This window comes from Microcoleus sp. Pol12B3, assembly GCF_036701355.1.
Lineage (GTDB): Bacteria > Cyanobacteriota > Cyanobacteriia > Cyanobacteriales > Microcoleaceae > Microcoleus.
On sequence record NZ_JAUBQS010000030.1, the window covers coordinates 18187 to 43219 of the forward strand.

Here is a 25033-nt window from a genome sequence, read left to right on the forward strand (position 1 = left end):
ATCTCCCCTGCTTCACCCCACCGCATCCAAACTCCGTGATACCATCACACCTGAGTAATGCCTATAGAAAAAAACTGGAGAGAAAAGCTTTGACACTAAGGGTTGCAGTAGTAGGTTCAGGCCCTGCGGGTTCTTCCGCCGCCGAAACATTGGTAAAAGCAGGCATCGAAACATACCTATTCGAGCGTAAATTAGACAACGCCAAACCCTGCGGTGGGGCGATTCCCCTGTGCATGGTCAGCGAATTTGACTTGCCGCAAAATATTATTGACCGCCAAGTCAGAAAAATGAAAATGATCTCCCCCTCCAACGTCGAGGTGGATATCAATATTGAAAACGCACATGAATACATCGGTATGTGCCGCCGCGAAGTGCTCGATGGCTTCATGCGCGATCGGGCAGCTTCCTTGGGTGCAAAACTGATTAACGGCACCGTTCACAAATTAGAAATTCCCGGCAACAATACAGACCCCTATACTCTCCACTATGCCGACCACTCCGACGGCAGCGCAATGGGAATTCAGAAAACTCTGAAGGTGGATTTGGTAATCGGGGCTGACGGCGCTAACTCCCGCGTAGCAAAGGCGATCGACGCTGGTGATTACAATTATGCGATCGCCTTCCAAGAACGCATCCGCCTGCCGGAAGATAAAATGGCTTACTACCACGACTTAGCCGAAATGTACGTCGGCGATGACGTATCTACCGACTTCTACGCTTGGGTGTTCCCCAAATACGACCACGTAGCCGTCGGCACAGGCACGATGAAAGTCAATCAAGCCAGTATCAAAAAGCTGCAAGCAGGCATCCGCGCCCGCGCTGCCAAAAAATTGATGGGCGGTGAGATTATTAAAGTGGAAGCTCACCCTATCCCGGAACATCCGCGTCCTCGGCGGGTTGTCGGCCGAGTTGCTCTCGTAGGCGACGCTGCAGGTTACGTTACCAAGTCTTCCGGCGAAGGTATCTATTTTGCTGCCAAGTCTGGCCGGATGTGCGCCGAAACTATTGTGGAGATTTCCAATAAAGGCGCGCGCATTCCGACTGAAGAGGAAATTAAGATTTACCTAAAGCGGTGGGATAAAGCCTACGGCATTACTTACAAAGTTCTCGACATTTTGCAGCGCGTATTTTACCGTTCCGATGCTACTCGCGAAGCTTTTGTGGAAATGTGTGCCGATCGCGATGTGCAAAAGCTCACATTCGATAGCTATTTGTATAAAACCGTGGTACCGGCTAATCCCTTCATCCAGATGAAGATTACCGCCAAAACCATTGGTAGCTTGTTGCGCGGCAATGCTTTAGCGCCTTAATTCCCTCCGGACAAGCACACTTTGTATAAAAAAGCGGGCAGTTTTATGACTGCCCGCTTTTTTTTCGATCTAAGATAACGAACCCCAAATGCGCGAAGGAAGAGGAAGAAGAATTGTTAGTTCAAGTTCAACTGCACTAAGGTATCGGGGGCGAGGAAGTGAGAAATGTGATAAGCCCGTTCCTCGGTTTTCAGCAGGATTTTTTCGTAGAGGTAGCGCGTAGCTCGATCGCCCAAACTTTCTGCTTGTCCTGCTTGACGGCGCAGCAAAACTATAATAGCTTGTTCCGCTGTCAAATCGTGTTCTAGCATTTGGCGGCAGGAATATACGCCGTCGGCTTCCGGCTCAAAACAGCACAGTTCGGCTAACTTGCTAAAGCTAGCTGCCGGTATGCCGCCCAACCCATTTAACCGTTCGCCCAACTCGTGGACGCTATCTTGAGCTTCTCCGTAGCTTTCTTCAAAGAATTTGTGCAAGGAGTAAAATTCTGCCCCTTCCACCACAAAATGATGTTTTTGATATTGCAGGTATAGAGCCTGAAAACTGGCCAGCAGCGCGTTCATCCCTTCACAAATCGGTGCTGTGACTGAATGTTCCAGTAGAACTGGGTTTTCGGCTATGTGGCCAAACGGTCTCAATGCACTCTGAGTCTCAGCCATGTGTGTTCTCCTCTCAATAGGCAGTTTTGTTGCCAATAGAGTCAGTCTAGCACTGTAAATTTACCAGTCAAGCAGCGTCTGCCTCGATAGTGGAAGATTTTATAGAGTAGGAAATTTTTTTTCTAAACCTATTGAGAATTATTAGCAGTTGGGTTATGCTTTAAAAAGATCCTCGTTCTGAACGCTTCCTGAAAGTGGGGCGAACCTTCTGAAGGCAGAAGGCAGAGGGTAAAAGGCAAAATTTTTTAGGAAGGGCTGTTGATAATCCTTGAGGTTCTTCGGAAATCTAGCTTTGAACTTCTGCCCGCTATCAGTCAGGGTAAAAATTAATGCAAATTATTACTGTTGTCAAAAAATGAATCCAGCAGATCCAGAATTAGAAGTTTGTGACATTGTGCAAGTTAGTTGGCTAGATAGGTGGCAAGTTTACAAACGCTTGCAAGAACTAGAAATTCCCTGCTGGTGTGCGGTTGACCAACCTTTGCGGGCAAAAGTCAACACTGTCAAACAAGCTGCTCAGTTAAAGAGCGTGTTGAGGCAAGTCAGTGCCCCGAAGGGCGAACTCGTGCAGTGGCTGGAGTGCTGCTGGCAAAGGGGCTAAAGGAAATAGGAAGTTAGGTCAAGAGCAGCGTACAAGATGTAACGGATGTAACGGATTTAAAGGAGTTATAACAATGTATAAATCTGGCAAGCAAGTTTCCGAATTCAGTTTAGAGGGAGAAATCCTCGGCCTGATTATTGAAGATGGGTGTAAACTTAAATATTTGCGAATTAGTAGCGATCGCGGAGTAGAATATCTTGTTAAACTTTGCAAGGAATTGCGGTCATTTCTGTCACCTATTTTGACACCGGGGTTGAGAGTTCAAGTTGTAGGTGAGAAAGAACTCAATTTGAAAAACGGTAAAATAAAACTTAAAGCTCGCAGCCTCAAGCTGGCTCAGGGTAACAATGATCGATCGCACGAACTCCTTGACTCCACCAATGGGCCTGTTGCGGTATTGACATCCGACGATCGCGCGATCGGCAAAAGCGAATTCACCTCTCCCACAGCAGCTCAAACTGTAAAAGCTCCGGCAAAAACCCAAACCAAAATATTAGTATGTCAAAAATCAGACTGCCTGAAGCGGGGCGCTGGAGGAGTCTGTAAAGCTTTAGAAAATGCTTTGAATGCGCGCGGTTTAGAAGACAAAGTGACAGTACAGGGAACCGGATGTCTCAAACAGTGTAAAGCGGGCCCAAATATAGTTGTGATGCCGGACAAAACTCGCTACAGCCGCATTGCACCGGCAGAAGTTCCAGCAATTATTGACAAACATTGTGCAGTTGTTAAAGCTTAGGCGATCGCCGGGATACCGAAACAGTGCGTGAGAGATCGGGAAAAATTATTTTAATAGGACTCTGGGCGAAAAACTCACAGGCCCATCTTACGCCTTAATTTGAGTTCGGGTTGTAGTTCGATCGCGCCACTCGATTTAGAGGCTATTGTCCGAAAAAACAGAAAAAATGACAACAACTATCACTTAGGGGCTTCCTTCGGGAGAATATCTAAGGATAGACTGTATCTGAGACCCTGTGAGTATTGGGATAAAAAGCCATGTCAGAAGCTGATCTTCGAGCCCATCAGCACCAATCGCACCCTGCTGTTCCATCCGATACCGAACCATTGCAGTCAGATTTTGCTGCTACTGGGGGTTTTGAGCCGATCGCCCCCGATGCGACAGACACTCCGGCAACGGTTCCCCAACAGCCAGAAGAAGACTGGCAAACAGTAGATTTTCCCAACGCCATCAGCGTAGATGCAATTCCCACAAAACCGGAAACGAAAAATTCGCAATCTCCGACACAGCCTACTGAGGCGGGCTCGCCCCCGATTTCAGATAATCTAAAAAATATGCTTGGGAATGCCGAACAGGCCAAGGGCAAAGGATCAACCCCAGTCACCCTCATGCAAGCTCTGCACGAATGCAACCGCGACCTTTTGCAGCGGATCGCCCAGCTAGAAACAGCTCTCGAAGCGTCCCAAAAAACCTTGCAGAATCGCGAAGCTTTGCTAGAACAGCGGACTGCAGAACTCGAAAATACTCAAGAACAATTGACGCGGCTGTTTGGCAAAGTGGAAGTTTCCCATCAAACCCTTCAAAGTCAAGAAATTTTAGTCGAAACTTTAAGAAGTCAGTTGGCAACCAGCCAAGTCAGGCTAGCGACTGTTGAGCGAGAATGTGCGTCTACTGTGCAGCGCTACAACGAACAGTTACACCAGTTAGTAGCCACAGAAAATATTTGCAGGGAATTGCGAGCCCGTTTGCACCGCCAGCAGCGCCACACTCTGCAATTCAAAGCTGCTTTGGAAAGAAGCTTGGACAGGCCGCAGGTAAAGTCGCCGAGGATCGAGCCGCCTGACAATAATCTGGACACCGCCAGCGCACAATTAGAATCTTTGCTCGCGGCGGTCAAAAGCTCTCAGATGCCGGTGCCGCCAGCCTTCAACGCTTCCCCTGTCCAACCTTGGTCGGAACCAGAAGAGCTTCCAGAGGTAGCCGCTGCTGCCGAGGCGATCGAGCCTGAATCCCCAGCCCCTCTAGAACTCAACAAATTAGCCGAAGTATCCGGCATTCAATTGCAGAAGAGCGAAACCTACCAACCTGATGAGCCTGCAACTGACTCGGCCGAACCGGTTGCGGAACCTGAACTGCCGATGGCTGAGTCTGAACCGGAAACTGCTACCAAAGAGGAGGCCCAAGAATTGGCTAGGGCTTTTCAAATTTTGAACTCTGTTGAAACCTTTGGTATTCAAGAAGTGCGATCGAGTGTGGCAAAACCTACAGCAGTCGCCCAACCAGACTGGCTGAGCTTGATTGCCAGTCCGCTGCGGGCTTCTAAAAAACGTCGATCGCTAGCTGAAATTGAATTGCCGAGTTTTCGATAGCGAACTGAAGTTGCTAGTTTTGAGTCAACACTCAAAACTCAACACTCTTTTCTCCCCTTTCCCATGCCGTAGGTGAGAGCATAGCTGGTAGCCAACAGCCACAGCCAAACAGCAGGATACCGGGGTTCCAACCAAGGCTGTACCTTGCGGGCGAAGCTGGGAAGCCATCCGAATAGCAAACTGGCCAAAGCCAGCAGAGTAAAATTCAAGTAACTTCCCAGCCAGCGCCAAATATCCCCCAAGGTGACAAAATCTAAAATCCACAAAAGGAGAGAAGGGTTTTTTCCGGCTGCTTCGATCGCCAGTCGATTGAAAGTTAGCCAGTCAGTTCTGTCTTTAATAAAAGTTTCGGCTACGGCGAGTTTTTGTGCTGCCAAAATACCGAAAAAGGTATTGAGAATTGAATTAATTCTTTGGGGTGGCAAACTGCTCCCGGTAGGAACCATCATCCCTTTAGAAAATAGCCAAGTTACTGACACATTGCTCTGGTAGGCGCGAATTTGGTTTAAGTGATTTGCCGTCAACAAATTGTGCTTTAATGCTGTATCCAACAGGTCTGTTAAGCGAAAAAGATTGCGGACGAGGGAGCCGAAGCCGGTGAAAACAAGGGGAGATTGCAAGGATGCTGCGTCGCCGATCGAGATTAGGCGATCGATCGCCACGGAGCGATCGCCGCTGTTACTGCTAAAATGCCCAGGAATATAACCAAAGGTCGGTTTTTTCCACACTAATTTATCGACATCGCAGCGACGGTATTCCGGCAAAATTGCGAAAAAATCCTCGTACATTTCCAGCAAAGAACCGGGATTATCGGGATGTACTTGGTGGTAGTGAAATAGATAAACTGTTAATTCTGTGCCCGCGCCGGGAAACAACTCCCAAATGAGCTGGCGGCCACGGGAAATGTCCCCGTGAGTGTAGAGTACATCCCCGTAATCGGAATCCCATACTCCCGGCTCAAATCCTCCGTCGATGACTGCCCCCACTGTCGGACAAACGCTGTCAAAAGTCCGCCCTTCGTTCAATTGCCAAGCGATCGGAGAAGCAGAACCCATGGCATCCACCAACAGCCGTCCTAATGCAGTGCGATCGGCTTTGGTCGGCAAGTGGCGGCCTTGAACTACTACTTTTTCTGCTTCAACATCGGCTCTGATAAACTCAGTTTCGTCCCAGATTTCTCCACCAGCTTCTGTTAGCTTAACTCCCGCTAAATTCAGCAATTTCTCCCCGTCCAAAGCTACATTTAGTACCTTTGGTGTGTGCAGGACTGGCGCTTTAGCTACGGGTGGATTGTTAGCATCAAAAAACTTGTTGTAGCCATCTTTGTATTCTCGGGCAATCAAAGTTTCTATTTCTGCTGCAGTAAATAAACCCAAATCAATTAAGCTTTGAATTTCGTCCCGTGAAATATTCCACTCGCGATTCATTCGCCCGAAAGGCATTCGTTCAACTAGCAGCACCCGGTAGCCTAATCTCGCCATGACTGCGGCGTGAATCACTCCCAAGGCCCCGCCAATATAAATTAAGTCGTAAAAAGTATCGCCAGAATCAGACATCAAAATCGTGTCTTCTGCCTTCTTCCCTGTTCCCTGTTCCTTCAAAAACACTACTTGTTTTGGCTTTTGAGGATTGCTAGTGCCTTCACGCCAACGCTGTTCCCACCAGTAGACGCGCTTGAGGTCGTATTCGCCTTGAGGCATTTTTTGGAAGTATTTGACAGTGAGGGGGTAATAGGGGGCAAGAGCCTCAAAAATTGACTGTTTGGAGAGGTCTATGACAGGGGGTTCCCGGTAGCGATCGGGAAACTTGTTTCTCACAGCAAGATTCAGAGCTTCCAGGAACTTTTTTTCTCCCGCAGGCGCCTCTTCTACACGAAAGACTTTTAAATAAGTGGTGCGTTGCAGTGACCAGACAAAGGTGGAAAGTTCTGTCGATCGCCAATTTTGGTTTCCTGAATTGGTGTCAGCCAATGCGGGTTTTGGATTGGCCTTTTGAGTTCCAGACTTGAGAACCTCGGCTGTTGTGGCTGGTGAAAGCAGTCGAAAGCCGTCAGCAGTAATAATTTTTTCTCCGATTCCGGGATCGAATTCGTGCTGCAACCAAGTGCAGACGGCTGCTGTATCCGGTGTCGGGACTTCTAGATAAAGAATTTCTTGCATGATTAGGCTCTCAATTCTGAATAAATTAATAAAGATGGGGGAGTTGACAAGGGAGCAAAGTAGGCTATACTCCCGAATACTTATTGAGTTTTAAATAAGTTTACAATGTTCTCAGATTTTTAGGTTTTCGATCGCTCTTGCTCTCGGTTGGCCCGCAGTGGCTGAATATCTACTCCTTTCGGTATGCACTTCTATGAATTATCCCATTCCTACGAATCCTCAAGAAATGATTGCTTTGCGACAGCAGCCGCTGAATGAAGAATTGGTGGCGTCGGCGATCGCGGGTGTGATTCAAATAGCTCGATCGCGATCTCAGTCTTTGGATGAATTGAAGGCTGAGGTACTCGCGGACGACAATCTGCTCGATTTTGCTCAGAGGCTATGGCTGAGCGACATTGTGGCTCAAGCTTGGAACAATTTGCCGTAGACTAGACTGCGGCTAAAAGATCTACTTCATTAGAGCTGAACTTAAAATGGTACAAACAAGATTAAAATCCTTAACTTTAGAAGAGTTTCTCCAACTACCCGAAACTAAACCTGCCAGCGAATACATTGATAATCAAATTATTCAGAAGCCAATGCCACAAGGGAAACACAGTGCGATTCAATGTGAACTAATTATTGTCATTAACGCTATATTAAAAGCCCAAAAGGTTGCACGAGCATTTCCCGAACTCCGCTGTACCTTTGGCGGAAGGTCAACAGTGCCTGATATTTCAGTATTTGTCTGGAACCGAATTCCCGCCGATGAGAACGGCGAAATTGCTAATGTCTTTCCCATAGCTCCTGATTGGACAATTGAGATTTTGTCGCCCGACCAAAGTCAAACTAAAATTACTAAAAATATTCTGCACTGCTTAAATCATGAAACTCAAATGGGCTGGCTGATAGATCCCGACGAACAATGCGTATTTGTTTATGTTCCCCAGCAACAGACAGCAGTATTTGATGAACCCGAAATGCTGCTACCTGTGCCGTCCTTCGCTAGCGAACTGCGGTTGAGTGTCGGAGAATTATTTGGCTGGCTGCTGAAATAATCTTTGGAAGAGTGTCCTATTTTTAATATTTTTTACTTTTCCCTACTGCCAACAGTCAACAGTTAACAGTCAACAGTCAACGGACTAACGCAACTCTACTTCTCGCTTGACTTCTGTCAAAACTCGATCGCCCCGCGTCAACCGATATTCGGCCCGCCAAACTCCGGGAGTCAGAGGAGAATTTGTACTGTTTCTTTTGCCGACATAACCCAACCAAGTGCGGCTGGGGGCTTTAATTTCATTGGTTTGGTCAGCGATTGTTGTGCCGTTGGGTGCAAATAATTTGTATTGTTCGCGATCGCCCTTGAGCACTCCGTAACTTTGCACCCAAAACAACAAAGCTGGACTGTTTGCAGGGAGTTGAGTCTCGGAAAATTGTCCTTCCCAGACAGCGTTGATATCGGGTGGCTTATTGGCAAAACCGGCCCGAATTAAACCTGTGGAAATATAGTCTAGAGGCTTGTCCCAAATAGGATTGCGGGCGATGTTGCAGCCTGCCTTCGCGTCGGGCCCGACAAACGGATCTACGGGTTTGCCTTGATAGCGAAAAGTTACGTGTACGTGGGGGAAAGATGCCATCCCAGAGTTTCCCACCATGCCCAAAACAGTGCCTTTTTGTACCTGCGTCCCCGGTTTGACGGCAACGCTTCCTTTGCGGAGGTGGCAGTATTGCGCTTCCCAGCCTGCGCCGTGGTCGATTACCATGCCGTTACCGCATTCTGTGCCTGCGATGCTGGCTTTGTCTGTATCGTTCTGTAAACGCCGATCGACCACACCATCTCGTGCTCGCAAAACTTTGCCTGCAGCGGAGGCAATAACTGGAACTCCTTTTGCCATTGCTTTGGCGTCGGGAATGGCAAAGTCTGTGCCGTCGTGCCCGTCGTAGGTTTGGCGCCCGCAGCCAAAATCGACGGCGGTGGGGCCGGGTTCTCGATCGAAATACAGCAATACAAAACAGTCTTTTCCTAGGGTACAGTTGATCGGCTGACCGAACTGCGGGTTGTTCGGCTTTTGGGCGACTGCGGTCGAAACCAGACGCTGGGCGATCGTGTGGGCTTCGGCGATCGGGGCACTTACTCCGCTGTTATTCTCACAACTAGCAAGACTTGTCAACCCACAGGTCAACAAAATTGCAGAAATGTATTTTTTTGATAGTATAGTCATTCGCCGGTGGGATGTAAAAGCTGAGGTGGGTAGTGAAAAATCAATTAATGATTCAGAATAAAGTGGCTCAAGAATCTTGACGATCGGTAAGGTGTTTTCGTTTCCGATAGTTGTTGTATTATTTTCAGTTGAAACTTTTAAAAGTTGAAATTACTTAAAAAATGCGCTCTAAAATTCGATCGCTCATTTCGATAATTCGGCTGGCAGGGCTTGGTGTTGCTGCTTTGGCGATGTGGGGATTTGCCACTATTGCCGAAGAGGTTTTGGAAAAGGAAACCTACGCTTTCGATAAATCTATTTTACTATATCTTAGGAGCCTTCACACTCCGCTGCGCGATCGCATCATGCTCGCCTTTACATTTTTGGGAGAGCCAAATTTGCTGCTAGCCCTGAGCGTGAGTTTGGGTATTATATTATGGATCCGCAAACATAACTCCGAAGCCACAACTATTGCAGTTACTGGCGCAGGGGCGGTAGGTTTAAATCTACTGTTAAAAAAACTTTTTGCGCGCGCTAGACCTCAACTTTGGGAGCGCGTTGTTGACGTTCGCTTTTACAGTTTTCCTAGCGGACACGCGATGATTTCAATGGTTATTTACGGTTTGTTAGGATATTTCTTGGGTTCGCGCTTTCCCAGGCAACGCTGGTGGATTTACAGCTTGACAGTTGTATTAATTGCTGCTATTGGTTTGAGCCGGCTTTACCTAGGAGTTCACTGGCCTACCGATGTTATTGCCGGTTATACGGCGGGTTTGGTGTGGCTGATTGCCTGTATTCTCAGTTTGGAAGTATGGAAGCAATTTCGTTCTGTTAGTGCGCCTTCTGAAGAAGAGTTTTTGTCACCAGAACCCTCTCAAGAAATAACTAATGACTGATGACTAATAACTAACAACTATTTGCTTTTGGGTAAAACACATGGCAATTCCTTTTTCGTAGTAAGCAGCCTCGTTAATAAAAATTGGATATATGGTTGATTTACCTTCATACAATACCGACTCACCATCCAAGGTCAAAAACATCGGATCGCCGGGATTCAGGGCTTGATAATCTCTGAATTGCAGATGAGGATGAATCATTGCCTGAATTTCTCTGTTCTCGTTTCTGGGATAGTCGATCGCCCCAATGGTATGATAAATAGTCAGGGGATTTTTTGCAGCAGGCATTGTGCCTTGATTGTAGGCTTCTACGCAGTCTAAAATTCGGCAGACAACTTGCTCAGTTTGCTGAAATAAAGACGCATCCAAGACGCCTTGTGGCACTGCACCAACTTCCAGCGTACCGCCTAATTCGGAAAGCGATCGCAGCAAAGGACTATCATGATTCTTGGTTGTAGAAGCGAGTACCTTGAGGTGGGGATACACAGAGGTTAAATAAGCTGCTAGTTGCAGGTTAAATGGATGATGGCTGGCGAGAATAAAAGTTAACCCCATGTTGGACGTGGTGCTGTGCAAATCGATAATTAAGTTTGGCAGATGAGTATTTTTTGAGCTAAAAAGGCGGTAGATTTCTTTCGCCCGCTGCGCTTCATAGCTGGAGAGATGGGGATTTTCTAAATCTTGCTTTCTAAAGCAGCGGTTGAGGTCGATATCGATGTAGCGTGTCCCGATTTCGCAAGCTTTGGGATTGGCTAGCAGGACGATTGTTTCAAAAGTCGATCGCCCAATTAACTCTGGCGCGCGATCGAATTTCTTCACGAGGTAAATTCCTGTAAGTTCGTTTCCGTGGGTTCCTCCCACTATGGCAACACGTTTAATTTGGTTCATAAACAAATAAGTTCCTATCCCAATCGTATCACCCTTTGTCATCAGTTGGTAATAAACATGATATTGAGGTTGATTATGTGTTTATATTTAGATTAGCTAAAGTTTAAGTAGGTATCACACGCAGAACTGAAAAACCCGGTTTATCCGGGTATTTCTCGTCACTACATAAAAAAATACGATCGCCACCGGGAAGAAATCGATCGCATCATTGTTTCTCATCAAACTGAATAGTAGAATAGTAGATAGATAAAAGAGGGATTTTAGATATGGGACTGAATGAGTATTTTGATTTCTTAGCACCGGATGATATTCGCATTAAAGGACATCGCATCGGGATTGAGACGGTACTGTATGAGTATCTTTATCGGGAACGCACCCCTGAAGAAATTCAGCAACTCTATCCCACTCTAACTTTGGCAGAAGTTTATACAACTATTTTGTATTATTTACAAAATCAAGAATCAGTAAGTAGATATTTGCAAGATTGGTTGGAATGGTCGCATCAGCAGCGAAAGAACCAAGTAGCAAATCCCCATCCGGCGACAGAAAGATTGCGAAAATTGAAAGCTGAACGGGAAAGACAATCTGTTATCCAGGGTGCTTGATCGATGGCGCTCAAATATTTAATGGACGAGAATGTTACGCCGATTTATGCTACACAACTTCGGCGAAAACGCCCTGATTTAGTAGTTTGGTCAGTGGGCGAAATTGGTACACCCCCAAAAAGCACTCTCGATCCGGAGATTAATGCTTGGCGTTATTACGATCGCCACCGGGAAGAAATCGATCGCATTATTGTTTCTCATCAGACAGATAATTAAATCGATTAAGTTTAAGAAAACCAGTTTTCGATTGCCAAGTCTTGAAAGTTTGCATAATCAGCAACATTTCGTGTCACTAGAATCAGATTATTGACTTTAGCGATCGCTGCAATTTGCCCATCAGCATAAGACGGTGTAAGTCCGATCGGGATGAGTCTTGCTCGTTATGCGGCGAACCACTCAGCCGCTTCTTGGGTGTAGGGCAAAATTGGTAATTTTACTTTCACTTCTTCCTGAAGATAAGCTTCGATCGCACTGCGACGCTTAGAATCTGGCATTCGATAACAGCCCACCAGAACTTCCTGCCAAACGATCGAGGCGATCGCTACCGTGGATTTTGCCTCAATTAGTTTAGTCATCACATTCGCATTCGGAAGAGGACGAACAGGTTCCGAGATAATGTTGGTATCGAGTAAATAATGCAGCGTCATTCAAAGATGACCTCGCGTCCTGCAAAAGTTCGATCGCGAACTTCTCCCCAAATTTCATCAGGATTTAAACCCAGTTCGTGCAGTTGATATTTTTCACGAAATGCACTGAGAGATTCTCCAAAGCTAAGTTCGAGATTCTGTGGCTGTTTGCGGCGTTGAATGTATTCGCGCAAGGCGATTTCAACTAGAGTCTCCAACTCAATTTCTCCCTCAAGTTCGATCGCCTCTTGCAGCAGTGCCGTATCCACATTCAGGCTCGTCACCATTGGCTTTCCTCTTGTAACCGTTATTTTATTATAGTTGTGATGCGTCGCTCAGAAACCGGGTTTTGGCCCAGAAGACGCATGACAGTGTAGAAACAAAAAAAAACCCGGTTTCTTTGATTGTGACGCGCGGGCAACTGCCCACCAAGCGAAAATTCCTGTCACAATAAAATGAATCATACCGAGAGACAAAGGGCATGACGCGAGAGGAAGCAGTGCGGCGAATTGACCAAGCAGCCGAGGAAAATTTGACGGAACTGGATTTGTCGGGGCTGGACTTGGAGGAATTGCCGCCGGAGATTGGCAAGTGCACGCAGCTTGAGACTCTGGTTTTGGGGAAGGTATATCAATCCAGCAGTGTTGGTAGTAAATGGACTCCGCAGCCGATTACGAATCAATTAAGCGCACTGCCGGAGGAAGTGCGATATCTGGGAAATTTGCGATCGCTCGACCTCAGTGGCAATCCATTCGGAACGATACCAGAATTGCTGCTGGAAATGAAGCAATTAAAGAGTTTAAATTTAACCAGTATTGGTTTAACAGAACTTCCAGAGGCGATCGGGCAACTGTCGAATCTGACACAGCTTGACCTCAGTGGCAATCAGATTATACAAATCCCAGATGCGATCAGCAAACTATCAAATTTGACATGGCTGATCCTCATAGGCAATCAGATTACCTCCATCCCAGAGGCGATAGGGCAACTGTCGAATCTGACACAGCTTGACCTCAGTTTCAATCAGATTACCTCCATCCCAGATGTGATAGGGCAACTGTCGAATCTGACACAACTTGACCTCAGTTTCAATCAGATTACCTCCATCCCAGATGCGATCGGTCAACTACCGAATCTGACACAGCTTGACCTCAGTAGCAATCAGATTACCTCCATCCCAGATGCGATCGGTCAACTACCGAATCTGAGATGGCTTGAGCTCAGTTTCAATCAAATTACCCAAATCCCAGATGCGATCAACCAACTGTCCAATTTGACACTGCTTAACCTCAGTCACAATCAGATTACCCAAATCCCAGAAGCGATCGGGCAACTGTCGAATCTGACACAGCTTGTCCTCATAAACAATCAGATTACTCAAATCCCAGAAGCGATCGGCCAACTGTCGAATCTGACACAGCTTGTCCTCATAAACAATCAGATTACCTCCATCCCAGAAGCGATCGGGCAACTGTCCAATTTGACACAGCTTTCCCTCAGTAGCAATCAGATTACCTCCATCCCAGAGGCGCTCGGCAAACTGTCCAATTTGACACAGCTTGAGCTCAGTAGCAATCAGATTACCTCCATCCCAGAGGCGCTCGGCAAACTGTCGAATAATCTGGCACATCTTTACCTCAATAATAATCAGATTACCCAAATCCCAAATGCGATCGCCCAACTGTTTAATCTGACAGTGCTTTTCCTCAATAGCAATCAGATTACCCAAATCCCAAATGCGATCGTCCAACTGTTTAATTTGACACATCTTTACCTCAGTAACAATCAAATTACCCAAATCCCAGAAGCGATCGCCCAACTGTCCAATTTGACACAGATTTCCCTCAGTAACAATCAGATTGAGACTATTCCTGAATACTTGGAAACACTGCCACAACTTAAATACCTGGATCTCCGTGACAATCCCCTGCCCATTTCTCCAGAAGTTCTAGGGCCCGCCAACCGGAACGAAGCCCCCGGTACTCCCGCCACCATCTTCAACTACCTGCGGCAACTCCGCAGCGGCGAAGTTCTCCCCCTCAACGAAGCCAAAGTCCTTCTCGTCGGGCAAAGCAGCGTCGGCAAAACCTCCCTAATTAACCGCCTCACCAACAACAAATACAACCCCAACGAACTCCAAACCGACGGACTCAACATCACAGACTGGAAAATTACAGTCAACACCAAACCCGTCAAACTCAACGTCTGGGACTTCGGCGGACAAGAAATCTACCACGCCACCCACCAATTTTTCCTTACCAAACGCAGCCTCTACCTGCTGGTGTGCAACTGCCGCGACAACGAAAAGACAAACTGCCTGGAAGAGTGGCTGAAACTGATCGAAAGCTTCGGCGACGCATCCCCCGTCATCCTCGTCGGCAACAAATGCGACGAACAACCCCTGGATCTCAACCGCAAAGCCTTGCGCGACAAATATCCCAACATCAAAGCGATTATCGAAACCTCTTGCCAAAGCGGAACCGGCATCGACGAACTCCGCAGCGCCATCCACACGGAAATCTCCCAACTCAAAGAAGTCTACGATCTTTTGCCGCTAAGCTGGTTCCAAGTCAAGCAGCGCCTGGAAAACCTCGACAAAGACATCATCAGCATCAGCGAATACGCCACCATCTGCGCCAAAGAAAACATCTTTGAAGAAACCGACCAAACCCAACTGATCGGACTGCTGCACAACCTGGGCATTGTCCTCAACTTCCGCGAACACCCGATCCTGCAATCCACCAACATCCTCAATCCCCACTGGGTGACAGAAGGCATCTATGCCCTCCTCAGCGACGACGCACTCAAAGTCAAAACCAAAGGCATTCTCACCTACGCCGACCTCAGCCGCATCCTCGACCCAAATAAATATCCCAGCCACCGCTACCACTGCCTCACCGGGTTGATGGGCGAATTTGAACTCTGCTTCCCCGTCAGCCATTGTCCCGCGCCGACTTTCCTCATCCCCGGCATCTTGCCCCAAGAGGAACCGGAAAACACCGAACTCCAAGGCGAAACCCTGGAATTTCAATATCACTACCGCATCCTCCCCGACAGCATCCTCTCGCGCTTCATCGTCCTCATGCACGAGAAAATCCACAACCGCACCCACTGGCGCACGGGGGTTATGCTGGAGTACACCGAAGGCGCTGAGGTGTACAACATCGCCCGTATCAAATCTGACCCGGAAGATAAGAAAATCTTTATTGCCGTTAGCGGGCGGGAATCGACGCGGCGTTCTTTCCTCAGCATGATTCGCGATACGTTTACCAAAATCCACAATTCTTTTGCCAATCTGGAAATCAGTCAATGGGTGCCGGTTCCGGGTTATCCCGATGCCGATCCGCTGGATTATGATGAATTGCTAGGGCTGGAGGATATGGGCGAAAATACAAAGCTTGTCGGTAAACTTAAGCTGCGTCTGAATTTGCGGAAGTTGCTGGATGGGTATGAGTCGATCGAACTTCGGCGCAGAAACCAAATGGGCGATCGAGAAATGGGAAAATACGGAAGAGAATATGACGACCTTGTAGATATCGCTAAACTAGCTGTTACTAGACCAATTATTAATAAAGCCGAAGCAAAAATGACTCAAAATTCTTCTGAAACCAACAACTTTCAAGGTGCTTTTCAAGGTGCTAACTTCTCCGGCAATATCGGCGGTTCGTCGAACAGTGCCGAAGTTGCTGGCAATCAATCCGTGCAAAACAATAACACCAATACCGCCGAACTTTTCAAACTGATTTCCTCGATGCGTGAAACCGCCGATCAGTTTCCCGAAGACATCCGCGAGGGGATAATTATAGATATTGAAGATGTCGAAACCGAAATCAAGAAACCGGAAAATCAATGGAATAAAACTCGATTAAAGAAAAGCTTAACAGCTCTTGTAGCGGCGGGTACTGCGATCGGAGTTGGCATCGCAGGCGTGACTGATTTTGCTGATAAGGCGATCGATGTCGGTCAAAAGCTGGGTATCGAACTCAAGCTACCGTCACGACACTAAATCATTTAAAATTAAGGTAGTTGGGGCGACGATAGCCCCAATTATTCCAAAAACCTGGGTTTTGCCATGCGTAAAATTGTACTATTCATTGCATCTAGTTTAGACGGTTATATCGCGCGATCGAACGGCGATATTGACTGGCTGTTTACCGACCAAAATTACGGTTATAGTAAATTCTTAGATAGCATCGATACGGTTCTCATGGGTAGGAAAACTTACGAACAAGTTCTAACTTTTGGCGAGTATCCCTACCAAGAAAAAAAGAGTTATGTTTTTACTAAAAATCTAGATTTTCAAGCCACTTGTGATGTCGAAGTGGTAACAGATTTAGAGGATTTTGTCAATGATTTGCGCTTGCTTGAGGGCAAGAATATTTGGTTGGTGGGAGGTTCTCTGCTGATTCGCGATTTCCTGAATCAAAACTTTGTCAACGAAGTGATTCTCTCGGTTCATCCGCTTATTTTGGGCGAGGGAATTCCTTTATTTACTAATCCCATAAATACTACAGCTTTGCACTTAACTGGATGTCAGACATATAGTTCTGGTATGGTTCAGCTATCTTATGAGATAGCGACTTGAGGGCGATCGCAGCAGCTTGCGCGCTTTGGCTGCTATAAGATAGATATAGAAGCTGTATGAGGGAGAAATGGCTGCTAGAGATTTATTTCACGATGCTGTCAAAAAAGCGCTTCAGAAGGAGGAGTGGGAAATCACCGCAGATCCGCTGATCGTCAAAATTCAGGGTGTTAAGTTTGAGATTGATTTAGCCACAGAAAAGATTTTGGCAGCGGAAAAATTAGGGCAAAAAATTGCTGTTGAAATTAAAAGCTTCCTCAACAACTCTGCAATTACTGACTTTCATCTCGCCTTGGGTCAATTTTTGAATTATCGGCTTGCCTTACAAATCAAAGAACCGGACAGAACACTGTATCTAGCAGTACCATTTGATACTTTTGACTCGTTTTTTCAAGAGCCATTTATACAAGAAGCGGTCAATGTCTATCAACTTAAACTCGTCGTTTACGATCCGCAAAAGGAGGTAATTGTGGAATGGAAAGAGTAGAGCATTACCGCCAGTGTATCCGCAAATTGCTAACTCAACAAGCAACGCTAGAAAAGCCTAATTCAGACGTTGAATGCCAGCTTGTTTTTGATGGGGAACATGACCACTATCAGTTACTAGATGTTGGCTGGGAGGGACTAAAGCGGATATACAACTGTTTCATTCATTTGGATATTAAGGATAGTAAAATTTGGATTCAGCGCAATATGACAGAAGTGGATATTGCACGGGAATTTGTGGAGATGGGAGTGTCTGAGGAGGATATTGTGTTGGGGTTGCATCCACCTTACAAGCGTCCGCATACTGGGTTCGGAGTAGCGTAAAGGAAAAGGCGATCGCAGATGATGAAATGTGTTTGCTACTTTTTGTTATTAATATCTTTTTTCTGGGTCGCGCTTCCTGCTGATGCCTCTGTATGCCGCAATTATCAAGGAAGCGAGATTTGCATTGTGGATATCAAACGCAGTGCGAAAAACTATTGGGAATACAGGGTAATTCTTAGTGTTAATGGAGTTAAACAGCCTCTGGAAATCTACAATTGCCGCGATCGCACTACAGTTAAGAAAGATGGAACTGTTTTGGCGTTCGGACAAAACAACCCTGGTGAAATCGTCTGCCGTTTTTTTAATCAGAAATAAGTAAATGAAGTTATTGTAAGGTGCGCTTCGGGCTGAATGTGGCTACCACAAACTCAAGAATTTTTCCCGAAGCGCAGTCTACGTTAGAATTTGCCGTCTACTGCTGACACGCAGCGTTCGCAAATTAGCGGATGTTCGATCGACTCTCCGACGTGAGTAGAGTAGTTCCAGCAGCGATCGCACTTTTCACCGTCTGCTTTGACTACACCAATCGCCAACTCTGGAGACTGGTAACTGTACGGCAATTCCTGGATAACTGCATTCGATTCTACCAGTTCCACTTCCGAAGTAATGAACAAATACCGCAGTTCATCTACACCGCTGCCGGTCATTGTAGAATCGTGCGTTACAGCTATTTCAGCAGGAATTTCGGGTTTGGGTTCGATCGCAACTAATTCTGCTGTCGGGATTTGGGGTGTTTCTACAAACACTTTTTCGGCTGGGGCTGTTTGTGCGATCGCCTGTGTTTCTACAAGCACAAGCGCTGTATCTAATGCCGGTGCGAGGACGATCGCCTTTGTTTCTGCAAGCACAAGGGCTGTACTCCGGCCCACCACATCTGCTGTCAGGAAATCAATTTGTTCTGCAATTTCTTGACGGTTGGCGGCAAACAACAAGTGACGGAAAGCAAACCAAATTGTAAATAAGATGCCGATGACTTCCAATAAGCCTCCCAACATCGGAATCTGATTGATCGTATCCAAAATCGCCAGCGTTACTCTGCCCGTTATCAACACAGAGGCTAACAGCCCAAGTGTTACCAGCGCTTGTTGGTATTCTGTAAAAAAGTTGCCCGCGTATTCAGGCAAATTAGCCACAAACTCGGCGGCTCGATCTAAGATTTGCCCAGAATCTGAAGCCGACAGTTCAGGGACAGAATACTCTACTATTTCAGAACGTCGATCGCTCTTTTCTGCGATCGTTTCCGCCTCAACATAAATTTTGTTTTCTGTCAAGACTTTGGCAACTTTTGCCGCTTGTTCTTCCTGTTTATCTTGTGCTGCTTTTGCTTTCTCCTCTGCGGCTAACTCGATGAGGGAATTTTGCGATCGCACATAATCCACCAATTCTTCGCTGCTGGGATTCAAAGCTTGCAATTGCTCTCTTTTCTCAACATCGGGAACGTACAGCAAAACCTTAGCTTCCAAAGAAGAACCGATCGCCTTTTCCATCCTGGCTTTTTCCAAAACCTTGTTAACTTCGCCGCGCACTTGCCGCAAATACTGCCAGCGAGTAGCCAATTCTGGATTGTGCCATTTTGCATCAACTTGCACCCAGCCGGCTTCAAATACTGACTTGTAAGGAGTTGGATAGGGAAGGTACTGCCAAATATCCTCAGCCATGTGACACAAAACAGGTGCGATCGCCCTTGCTAAATTCTCCACAGCAATTGCAATCACTGTCTGACAACTGCGGCGGCGAAGGGTATCTGTCGCACTGATGTAAAGTCTGTCTTTGGCAATATCCAAGTAAAAATTAGATAAATCTACCGTGCAGAAATTCTGCACAGTTTGGAAAAATCTGGAAAATTGGAAGCTTTCAAAAGCATCTTGGACTTCCGCAAAAACTTCGCCCATTCTGTGCAGCATATAGCGATCGAGTTCCGGCAATTCCTCGTAAGCCACTGCATCTTTTGCCGGATCGAAATCGTGCAAATTGCCCAGTAAAAACTTAGCTGTATTGCGAATTTTGCGGTAAACATCCGATTGCTGTTTGAGAATGTTTTTGCCCAAAGGCACGTCTGCAGAGTAGTCTACCGAAGACACCCACAACCGCAAAACATCGGCTCCATATTCCTTAATTACGGCTGCTGGATCGACGACATTGCCTTCAGATTTGCTCATCTTGCGGCCTTTTTCATCTAGCACAAAACCGTGAGTCAAAACTGTTTTGTAAGGAGCGACGCCGTTTGTTGCTACACTGGTCAGCAAACTCGATTGAAACCAGCCGCGGTGTTGGTCTGAACCTTCCAAATAGATATCAGCAGGATAGTTTAATTCCGATCGACCTTGGGCAACTGCGGCCCAGGAAGAACCCGAGTCAAACCACACATCCATCGTGTCGGTTCCCTTGCGGTAAGTGCGGCCGTTATTGCGGTAAGATTCCGGCAGCAATTCGCCGATCGACAATTCCCACCAAGCATCCGAACCCTTCTCGGCAAAGATGGCTTGCACGTGGGCGATCGTTTCTTCATTTAACAGCGGTTCGTTGGTTTCTTCGTCGTAGAATACGGGAATCGGAACGCCCCAAGTCCGCTGGCGAGAAATACACCAATCCGACCGATCGCCCACCATTGCAGTAATCCGATTTTCCCCTTGGGCGGGAATCCAATTCACATCCGCGATCGCTTTTAAGGCTTCATCTCGGAACCCTTCAACCGAGGCAAACCACTGTTCTGTCGCCCGAAAAATTGTTGGTTTTTTGGTGCGCCAATCGTAAGGATAAGAGTGAGCGTAACTTTCCTCTTTAATCAAACAATTTGCTTCAGCAAGGGCATCAATGACTGCTGCATTGCCATTTCCGAGGACATTTAAACCTGCGAACTGTCCGGCTTCTGCGGTGAAATTTCCGTTCTCATCTACGGGCGTTAAAACTGGCAAACCACAGCGTTTCCCGACGATAAAGTCTTCTTGTCCGTGGCCGGGTGCGGTGTGCACCAACCCTGTCCCGGAATCAGCGGTAATGTAGTCGCCGCCGGCAACGATCGGACTTTCGCGATCGAACAGCGGGTGTTTGTAAATACAACCTTCTAATTCTTTGCCTTTGAAGGTAGCAAGTATCTTTAATTCAGTGTTAAAAGTTGCCGACAGCCGATCGACCGCATCGACAGCTACTAACATAAATTGTTGTGCGATGTGGGAATTTGCCGGCGGTTCCACCACCGCATAAGTCAGTTCAGGATTGACTGCGATCGCCAAGTTTGCCGGAATTGTCCAGGGGGTAGTCGTCCAAATCGCCGCCCAGAGGCTCGGCATATAGCGCTTGAGCTTCGTTTGCAGGGATTTTGACAGTTTTTTCACATGAAAGCCGACGTAGATGCTGCGCGAAGTGTGGCCTTCGGGATATTCCAATTCCGCTTCGGCGAGGGCTGTTTTCGAGCTCGGACTCCAGTGAACCGGTTTGAAGCCGCGGTAGATGTAGCCTTTGAGAACCATTTGACCGAAAACGCCGATTTGAGCGGCTTCGTATTCGGGTTTCATGGTTAAATACGGGTGTTTCCAGTCGCCCCAAACGCCGTAGCGCTGGAAGGATTCGCGCTGCTGTTCCATTGTTTGCTGGGCGAAGGCGGCGGCTTTGCGGCGGAGTTCGATCGGGGAAAGATTTAGCCGTTCCTCCGATTTCATGTTCTGCAATACTTTAAGTTCGATCGGCAATCCATGACAATCCCAACCGGGCACGTAGCGGACTTTTTTGCCGCGCAGCATTTGGTAGCGGTTGATAAAGTCTTTGAGGATTTTGTTGAGGGCGTGGCCGATGTGGAGTTGTCCGTTGGCGTAGGGGGGCCCGTCGTGCAGGATGAACAAATCGCCTGGGTTATTTTCCGAAAGGCGATCGTAGATTTCTTGATCGGTCCAAAATTGTTGCAATTCTGGTTCCCGTTTGACGGCGTTGGCGCGCATATCAAACTTGGTTTTGGGCAGGTTTACCGTGTCTTTGTAAGATTTAGCTTCCATTTTTGACAAACTTTTTATGTAGTTAGTTGTTAGTAGTTAGCGGTTATTTGAGAGATGATATCAAGTCCGGTTAAATAATCATAATTAAGTTTGTACTGATAACTTTAGTTTTCTCTCGTCCTTGAAGTGCTGACAACCAGATATTCTAGTATAGGCGATCGACCGCACATTAGATCGAACCAAATCCGTAGAGAGATCTCTTCTCTTCCTCTGCGCCCTCTGCGCCCTCTGCGGTTAAATCATTCACAAATCGAGGTGGCGCTACTCAGTCAGCCAACTGAACATTTCACCGACGGTGAGATTGAAGGATTCGGCAAACGTTGGAACAGGGATGCGATCGCCCGGTTCTTCAAAAACTGCTATGGTGCGATCGCGGTCTAACTCGTTTGACGGCGAGTCCGACAGGGATTGAAATCCCTGTCTCATAGCGCAAGTCCTCTGCAAGAGGACTGAGGACGGTTGATTAACGTGCATTGCGAAACTCAACATCGAGTTAAATTGAGACTTGCAGTCGGTTTTAACCGACTTTTGCTATGAGACAGGGAATTCATTCCCTGTCGGACTGTCGGACTAGGACAAGCAATAAACGCTTAAAGAAACAGTCCCAACCCGCGGCTAACGGCATTTCCCATACGATCGCACAATGACGCCGCCGGCACTCCCTGTCCTTCCTGTTCCCATTTTTCCACGAGTTGGCGGCCTAGGGGCGTGAGGCGAAAACTGTCGGTAATCCCTTGTCCGTCTACTTCCCGTCGCAACACGCCGACTTGGATCAGCCAAAGTAGCGAGTTTTCGGCTACGAGTTCGGATACGGGCGATCGAGTGTAGCCGCTTTCGACACCCGTGTTTGAGGCGATCGCAGTTAGGAAAACGCTGTTATCGCGGATTGTCTGGAAGAAGTGTAATTGAAAAGGGCTGCACCGGACGGCGCGATCGGCTCTTTTGACAGTGCGATCGGGATAACTAATAGATTTAAACGCTTCAGATGGAATAAAAGTCATTCAAAAAACCTCTGAACAGGTACTATATTTTTAATTGTTACAGATATGGCGAGGCATTGACAGTTGAAATAGGCGATCGGCTACTGTATCCCTGACAAGAGTCATAGAATCGAACACTAACGCTGGTTCATCCAATTGATATTAATTTAACACTTCTTATGACCAATCCACTTAGTTAAGGTCAAGCAAATTCATCTGATTATTCGTCGTACTCTTCATATTTTGCAAACTGTGTTTTTTGAGCTTCAGTTGAGTTATTAAGGTATTCAATTAATTCTTTAAGAACAATTAAATCCATAGCTTCTTCATAGGTCTCTACATTTCGCATAATGTGTGTCACACCATGATATTTTCGATACTCTAGACAATCTTCGTGTAGAGTTGTAACAATCCTATAGTTTTTTCTCCATTCTTCACCTGTTTCCCAAACTACAACCAAATTAATATTTTTAGAATTCTTGATGCCTGTGTCTATATTTTCTATTAATCCATCTAATGAAAATTTATATTCCAATACTTTGGGTACAGATCGAAAAGGAAGCTGATTATTTGACTCATAACTTTCTAGATTTTCTTCTAAAACTCCTATCGGATTAAGTTTTGGATCATAGATATGCAATTCATTACGGTCAATCAGTATTCTATATAATCCGTCATAGTCTGACCGTTCATTCGTTGCCATGATCTGGATACCCCGAATAACACCTCCAGCAATCATTTGGTTAAATAGAGCAATGACATCTTGTTCTCTGGAAGGAAATGATGTTATTGACACTTTCTTGGTTGGAATAAAGAAATTTTCATTTATTAACTCTAAAGGATTATTTTTTTCGTGTTCCTCCATCTCCTTTTTCCATTCTTCAATTCTTTGCTGTCTAGATAGTTCATCCCGATTCCTTCCTCCAGTTGTAGGTTTTAAACATTTATGATATTTGAATAAAATATCTACTAACTTAGATGCAATTTTTTGAGCCAGTTCAATTAACTCTTTTTTATAGTTTTTTCTCCCTAAGTCTGGAGTATAGTCCTCAAAATGAACTAGCACATGGGCATTATTTTGACGACTAATATTCTGACCTAATGGAATTGTTACTGTCTCTCCTTGCGGCATATTATTGGCAGCTAACTGTATACCACCCTGTAAAATTTTGCTAGAAATCCTATATTTTATATCTCGATGAAAATCCTTCCAGTAATTAACTGACCACACGTAAGCACAATATACATAAGGCTTATGAATTTTCAATAGTCCTTTTTCTTCTTCTGTCAAGCTCCATCTATCTAGAGACAAAATTGATTCATGATCCCACTCTCCATAGATAACAAGGCGATTTTTATAATTGCTTGGAACATCGTCTGTATTTTTATGCCTTTTATGTAACTCATCTTTTTTCTTCTGTATTTCTTTATAGCCAATCGACTTATTTGGTGATATGTCGTGAATACGTAAATAAGTCGGTTTTTTAATTTTATCTTGTGTTGAATTTCCCAGCTTATCAATAACATTTAAAACAATGTTTAACCCATAAGTAGGATTGATTGCTCCCAAAGCAGTTTTGAGGCGCAAGACCTTCAGCCATGCACTAGCTTCATTCATTCCCACCCAATTAAGATCTTTAGGAAATGTATGTTTATCAAAGTGTATGCAAATGGAAACGCCTGTATCTACACCGTCTATAAAGTGTTTGTCTAAAGGGCCGTCTATGTCATTTGTAACTTCAGGTCGGCTTGAAGGACTTTCATCTTCTACCCAATCTTTAGCGTGTAACATTTTTCCAACCGCGGTAAAGCTTTCTGTTTTAGTACAGAGCTGGATGTGGTTAAATCCATAAGCAAGATAGGTAGCTCCTACACCTTTGTGTCCACGATTCTTTTTCGACTTGAAAGAAAAAAATGGAGCTAAGAAAGATTTAAATTGACTTTCATCTAATCCAATTCCATTATCTGTAACTATCAGTCTGTTTTCTTTTATATCAATTGTTATCCAGATTGTTGGCTCATACGAACCGTTCTCTTTTTCAGCACGCTTGTCTACGGCATCCATAGCATTTTGGATTGTTTCGCAGAATGGATCGTACCATCCCACATAGGATGTCAGAATTCCTTTTATTTCATTTTTTAGAGCTTTTAATTTAACTTCTGTAGCTGCCGCTGTTTTAGCTTCAAGAGGATCAAATGATTCAAAATGTTGAAAGTTTTTCATATAACCAATTGAACTTTTAGTTTAGATCTCGTGGTTCCCCTGCTTAAGCCACGATTATTTCCGGCGTGACTTTGGGAGATGGTGACTCTAATCATATTACCATAACCTGCTCTGGTCGTAAACCAGCAGATTCGTAGATGCACCCACTCGCGATGGCAATCTCCCTGACTAAATAGAGAAATTAATCATATTTTATTTA

General features: G+C 45.9%; 24 protein-coding genes. 14 read left to right on the forward strand and 10 right to left on the reverse strand.

The window, feature by feature from the left end; all coding sequences use genetic code 11:
- Positions 1-89: 89 nt before the first annotated feature.
- On the forward strand, positions 90-1310 hold the full coding sequence (gene chlP, locus QUA53_RS16620) for a geranylgeranyl reductase (RefSeq protein WP_333096124.1): 1221 nt from the start codon (positions 90-92) through the stop codon (positions 1308-1310).
- Positions 1311-1426: 116 nt separating this feature from the next.
- Here the strand turns inward: chlP and QUA53_RS16625 are convergent, their stop codons facing one another.
- On the reverse strand, positions 1427-1969 hold the full coding sequence (locus tag QUA53_RS16625; protein ID WP_333096123.1) for a Dps family protein: 543 nt from the start codon (positions 1967-1969) through the stop codon (positions 1427-1429).
- Between the two features lie 355 nt (positions 1970-2324).
- On the opposite strand from QUA53_RS16625, the gene QUA53_RS16630 reads away from it, so the two are divergent.
- From QUA53_RS16630 to QUA53_RS16640, 3 genes are all read left to right on the forward strand, one after another.
- On the forward strand, positions 2325-2570 hold the full coding sequence (locus QUA53_RS16630; RefSeq protein ID WP_333066856.1) for an Asr1405/Asl0597 family protein: 246 nt from the start codon (positions 2325-2327) through the stop codon (positions 2568-2570).
- Positions 2571-2643: 73 nt separating this feature from the next.
- Positions 2644-3306 (forward strand): (2Fe-2S) ferredoxin domain-containing protein, encoded by a 663-nt coding sequence (locus tag QUA53_RS16635; RefSeq protein ID WP_333096122.1) that lies wholly within the window; start codon positions 2644-2646, stop codon positions 3304-3306.
- Positions 3307-3563: 257 nt separating this feature from the next.
- Positions 3564-4895 carry a hypothetical protein gene (locus QUA53_RS16640; RefSeq protein WP_333096121.1) on the forward strand — a complete coding sequence of 444 codons (1332 nt, stop codon included), beginning with the start codon at positions 3564-3566 and terminating at the stop codon, positions 4893-4895.
- A gap of 38 nt (positions 4896-4933) precedes the next feature.
- Here the strand turns inward: QUA53_RS16640 and QUA53_RS16645 are convergent, their stop codons facing one another.
- Complete coding sequence (locus QUA53_RS16645) at positions 4934-7054, reverse strand: flavin-dependent dehydrogenase (RefSeq protein ID WP_333096120.1); 2121 nt, start codon at positions 7052-7054, stop codon at positions 4934-4936.
- Between the two features lie 193 nt (positions 7055-7247).
- Between QUA53_RS16645 and QUA53_RS16650 the strand changes: the two genes are divergently transcribed.
- A complete protein-coding gene (locus QUA53_RS16650; protein ID WP_190662685.1) occupies positions 7248-7481 on the forward strand; it encodes a hypothetical protein in 234 nt (77 codons plus the stop codon).
- 46 nt (positions 7482-7527) lie between these two features.
- Positions 7528-8091, forward strand: a complete 564-nt coding sequence (locus QUA53_RS16655) for a Uma2 family endonuclease (RefSeq protein WP_333096119.1) — start codon at positions 7528-7530, stop codon at positions 8089-8091.
- Between the two features lie 84 nt (positions 8092-8175).
- Here the strand turns inward: QUA53_RS16655 and QUA53_RS16660 are convergent, their stop codons facing one another.
- The gene (locus QUA53_RS16660) at positions 8176-9255 is read right to left on the reverse strand and encodes a M23 family metallopeptidase (protein ID WP_333096118.1); all 1080 of its coding nucleotides are present in this window, start codon (positions 9253-9255) and stop codon (positions 8176-8178) included.
- Positions 9256-9416: 161 nt separating this feature from the next.
- Between QUA53_RS16660 and QUA53_RS16665 the strand changes: the two genes are divergently transcribed.
- Complete coding sequence (locus QUA53_RS16665) at positions 9417-10130, forward strand: phosphatase PAP2 family protein (protein ID WP_333096117.1); 714 nt, start codon at positions 9417-9419, stop codon at positions 10128-10130.
- Between the two features lie 3 nt (positions 10131-10133).
- On the opposite strand, the gene QUA53_RS16670 is transcribed toward QUA53_RS16665, so the two are convergent.
- Positions 10134-11018: an aspartoacylase gene (locus QUA53_RS16670; RefSeq protein WP_333096116.1), complete on the reverse strand. Its 885-nt coding sequence runs from the start codon at positions 11016-11018 to the stop codon at positions 10134-10136.
- A 266-nt stretch (positions 11019-11284) separates the two neighbouring features.
- Between QUA53_RS16670 and QUA53_RS16675 the strand changes: the two genes are divergently transcribed.
- Positions 11285-11623: a DUF433 domain-containing protein gene (locus tag QUA53_RS16675; protein ID WP_333096115.1), complete on the forward strand. Its 339-nt coding sequence runs from the start codon at positions 11285-11287 to the stop codon at positions 11621-11623.
- Between the two features lie 3 nt (positions 11624-11626).
- Positions 11627-11839 (forward strand): hypothetical protein, encoded by a 213-nt coding sequence (locus QUA53_RS16680; protein WP_333096114.1) that lies wholly within the window; start codon positions 11627-11629, stop codon positions 11837-11839.
- Between the two features lie 164 nt (positions 11840-12003).
- Here the strand turns inward: QUA53_RS16680 and QUA53_RS16685 are convergent, their stop codons facing one another.
- A complete protein-coding gene (locus QUA53_RS16685) occupies positions 12004-12270 on the reverse strand; it encodes a PIN domain-containing protein (RefSeq protein ID WP_333096113.1) in 267 nt (88 codons plus the stop codon).
- Positions 12267-12536: a type II toxin-antitoxin system VapB family antitoxin gene (locus QUA53_RS16690; RefSeq protein WP_333096112.1), complete on the reverse strand. Its 270-nt coding sequence runs from the start codon at positions 12534-12536 to the stop codon at positions 12267-12269. Before QUA53_RS16690 ends, QUA53_RS16685 begins: the two co-directional genes overlap by 4 nt.
- 194 nt (positions 12537-12730) lie before the next feature.
- On the opposite strand from QUA53_RS16690, the gene QUA53_RS16695 reads away from it, so the two are divergent.
- The 5 genes from QUA53_RS16695 (at position 12731) to QUA53_RS16715 (ending at position 17956) form a co-directional block, all read left to right on the forward strand.
- Positions 12731-16255 (forward strand): leucine-rich repeat domain-containing protein, encoded by a 3525-nt coding sequence (locus tag QUA53_RS16695; protein ID WP_333096111.1) that lies wholly within the window; start codon positions 12731-12733, stop codon positions 16253-16255.
- Between the two features lie 66 nt (positions 16256-16321).
- Complete coding sequence (locus QUA53_RS16700) at positions 16322-16834, forward strand: dihydrofolate reductase family protein (protein ID WP_333096110.1); 513 nt, start codon at positions 16322-16324, stop codon at positions 16832-16834.
- A gap of 67 nt (positions 16835-16901) precedes the next feature.
- Positions 16902-17318, forward strand: a complete 417-nt coding sequence (locus tag QUA53_RS16705) for a XisH family protein (RefSeq protein ID WP_333096109.1) — start codon at positions 16902-16904, stop codon at positions 17316-17318.
- Positions 17306-17641 carry a XisI protein gene (locus QUA53_RS16710; protein WP_190732844.1) on the forward strand — a complete coding sequence of 112 codons (336 nt, stop codon included), beginning with the start codon at positions 17306-17308 and terminating at the stop codon, positions 17639-17641. The genes QUA53_RS16705 and QUA53_RS16710 overlap by 13 nt, the downstream gene beginning before the upstream one ends.
- Before the next feature lie 126 nt (positions 17642-17767).
- On the forward strand, positions 17768-17956 hold the full coding sequence (locus QUA53_RS16715) for a hypothetical protein (protein WP_333096108.1): 189 nt from the start codon (positions 17768-17770) through the stop codon (positions 17954-17956).
- Between the two features lie 83 nt (positions 17957-18039).
- Here QUA53_RS16715 and ileS read toward each other — a convergent pair whose 3' ends face one another.
- The 4 genes from ileS to QUA53_RS16735 form a co-directional block, all read right to left on the reverse strand.
- Positions 18040-21630, reverse strand: a complete 3591-nt coding sequence (gene ileS, locus QUA53_RS16720) for an isoleucine--tRNA ligase (protein WP_333096107.1) — start codon at positions 21628-21630, stop codon at positions 18040-18042.
- A gap of 261 nt (positions 21631-21891) precedes the next feature.
- Positions 21892-22056 carry a hypothetical protein gene (locus QUA53_RS16725; protein ID WP_216670280.1) on the reverse strand — a complete coding sequence of 55 codons (165 nt, stop codon included), beginning with the start codon at positions 22054-22056 and terminating at the stop codon, positions 21892-21894.
- A gap of 164 nt (positions 22057-22220) precedes the next feature.
- Positions 22221-22631 carry an Npun_F0494 family protein gene (locus QUA53_RS16730; RefSeq protein ID WP_333096106.1) on the reverse strand — a complete coding sequence of 137 codons (411 nt, stop codon included), beginning with the start codon at positions 22629-22631 and terminating at the stop codon, positions 22221-22223.
- 199 nt (positions 22632-22830) lie between these two features.
- A complete protein-coding gene (locus QUA53_RS16735; RefSeq protein WP_333096105.1) occupies positions 22831-24834 on the reverse strand; it encodes an ATP-binding protein in 2004 nt (667 codons plus the stop codon).
- Positions 24835-25033 lie beyond the last annotated feature (199 nt).

Bases quoted from the DNA above. Each gene is read 5' to 3' on its own strand.
- QUA53_RS16705 (WP_333096109.1), top strand. From the start codon at position 16,902: ATGGCTGCTAGAGATTTATTTCACGATGCTGTCAAAAAAGCGCTTCAG.
- QUA53_RS16640 (WP_333096121.1), top strand. From the start codon at position 3,564: ATGTCAGAAGCTGATCTTCGAGCCCATCAGCACCAATCGCACCCTGCT.
- QUA53_RS16730 (WP_333096106.1), bottom strand. From the start codon at position 22,631: ATGACTTTTATTCCATCTGAAGCGTTTAAATCTATTAGTTATCCCGAT.
- QUA53_RS16665 (WP_333096117.1), top strand. From the start codon at position 9,417: ATGCGCTCTAAAATTCGATCGCTCATTTCGATAATTCGGCTGGCAGGG.
- QUA53_RS16655 (WP_333096119.1), top strand. From the start codon at position 7,528: ATGGTACAAACAAGATTAAAATCCTTAACTTTAGAAGAGTTTCTCCAA.
- QUA53_RS16690 (WP_333096112.1), bottom strand. From the start codon at position 12,536: ATGGTGACGAGCCTGAATGTGGATACGGCACTGCTGCAAGAGGCGATC.
- QUA53_RS16630 (WP_333066856.1), top strand. From the start codon at position 2,325: ATGAATCCAGCAGATCCAGAATTAGAAGTTTGTGACATTGTGCAAGTT.
- QUA53_RS16695 (WP_333096111.1), top strand. From the start codon at position 12,731: ATGACGCGAGAGGAAGCAGTGCGGCGAATTGACCAAGCAGCCGAGGAA.
- QUA53_RS16635 (WP_333096122.1), top strand. From the start codon at position 2,644: ATGTATAAATCTGGCAAGCAAGTTTCCGAATTCAGTTTAGAGGGAGAA.
- QUA53_RS16680 (WP_333096114.1), top strand. From the start codon at position 11,627: ATGGCGCTCAAATATTTAATGGACGAGAATGTTACGCCGATTTATGCT.
- QUA53_RS16735 (WP_333096105.1), bottom strand. From the start codon at position 24,834: ATGAAAAACTTTCAACATTTTGAATCATTTGATCCTCTTGAAGCTAAA.
- QUA53_RS16625 (WP_333096123.1), bottom strand. From the start codon at position 1,969: ATGGCTGAGACTCAGAGTGCATTGAGACCGTTTGGCCACATAGCCGAA.
- QUA53_RS16650 (WP_190662685.1), top strand. From the start codon at position 7,248: ATGAATTATCCCATTCCTACGAATCCTCAAGAAATGATTGCTTTGCGA.
- QUA53_RS16675 (WP_333096115.1), top strand. From the start codon at position 11,285: ATGGGACTGAATGAGTATTTTGATTTCTTAGCACCGGATGATATTCGC.
- QUA53_RS16710 (WP_190732844.1), top strand. From the start codon at position 17,306: ATGGAAAGAGTAGAGCATTACCGCCAGTGTATCCGCAAATTGCTAACT.
- QUA53_RS16700 (WP_333096110.1), top strand. From the start codon at position 16,322: ATGCGTAAAATTGTACTATTCATTGCATCTAGTTTAGACGGTTATATC.
- QUA53_RS16645 (WP_333096120.1), bottom strand. From the start codon at position 7,054: ATGCAAGAAATTCTTTATCTAGAAGTCCCGACACCGGATACAGCAGCC.
- QUA53_RS16660 (WP_333096118.1), bottom strand. From the start codon at position 9,255: ATGACTATACTATCAAAAAAATACATTTCTGCAATTTTGTTGACCTGT.
- QUA53_RS16670 (WP_333096116.1), bottom strand. From the start codon at position 11,018: ATGAACCAAATTAAACGTGTTGCCATAGTGGGAGGAACCCACGGAAAC.
- ileS (WP_333096107.1), bottom strand. From the start codon at position 21,630: ATGGAAGCTAAATCTTACAAAGACACGGTAAACCTGCCCAAAACCAAG.
- QUA53_RS16725 (WP_216670280.1), bottom strand. From the start codon at position 22,056: ATGAGACAGGGATTTCAATCCCTGTCGGACTCGCCGTCAAACGAGTTA.
- QUA53_RS16685 (WP_333096113.1), bottom strand. From the start codon at position 12,270: ATGACGCTGCATTATTTACTCGATACCAACATTATCTCGGAACCTGTT.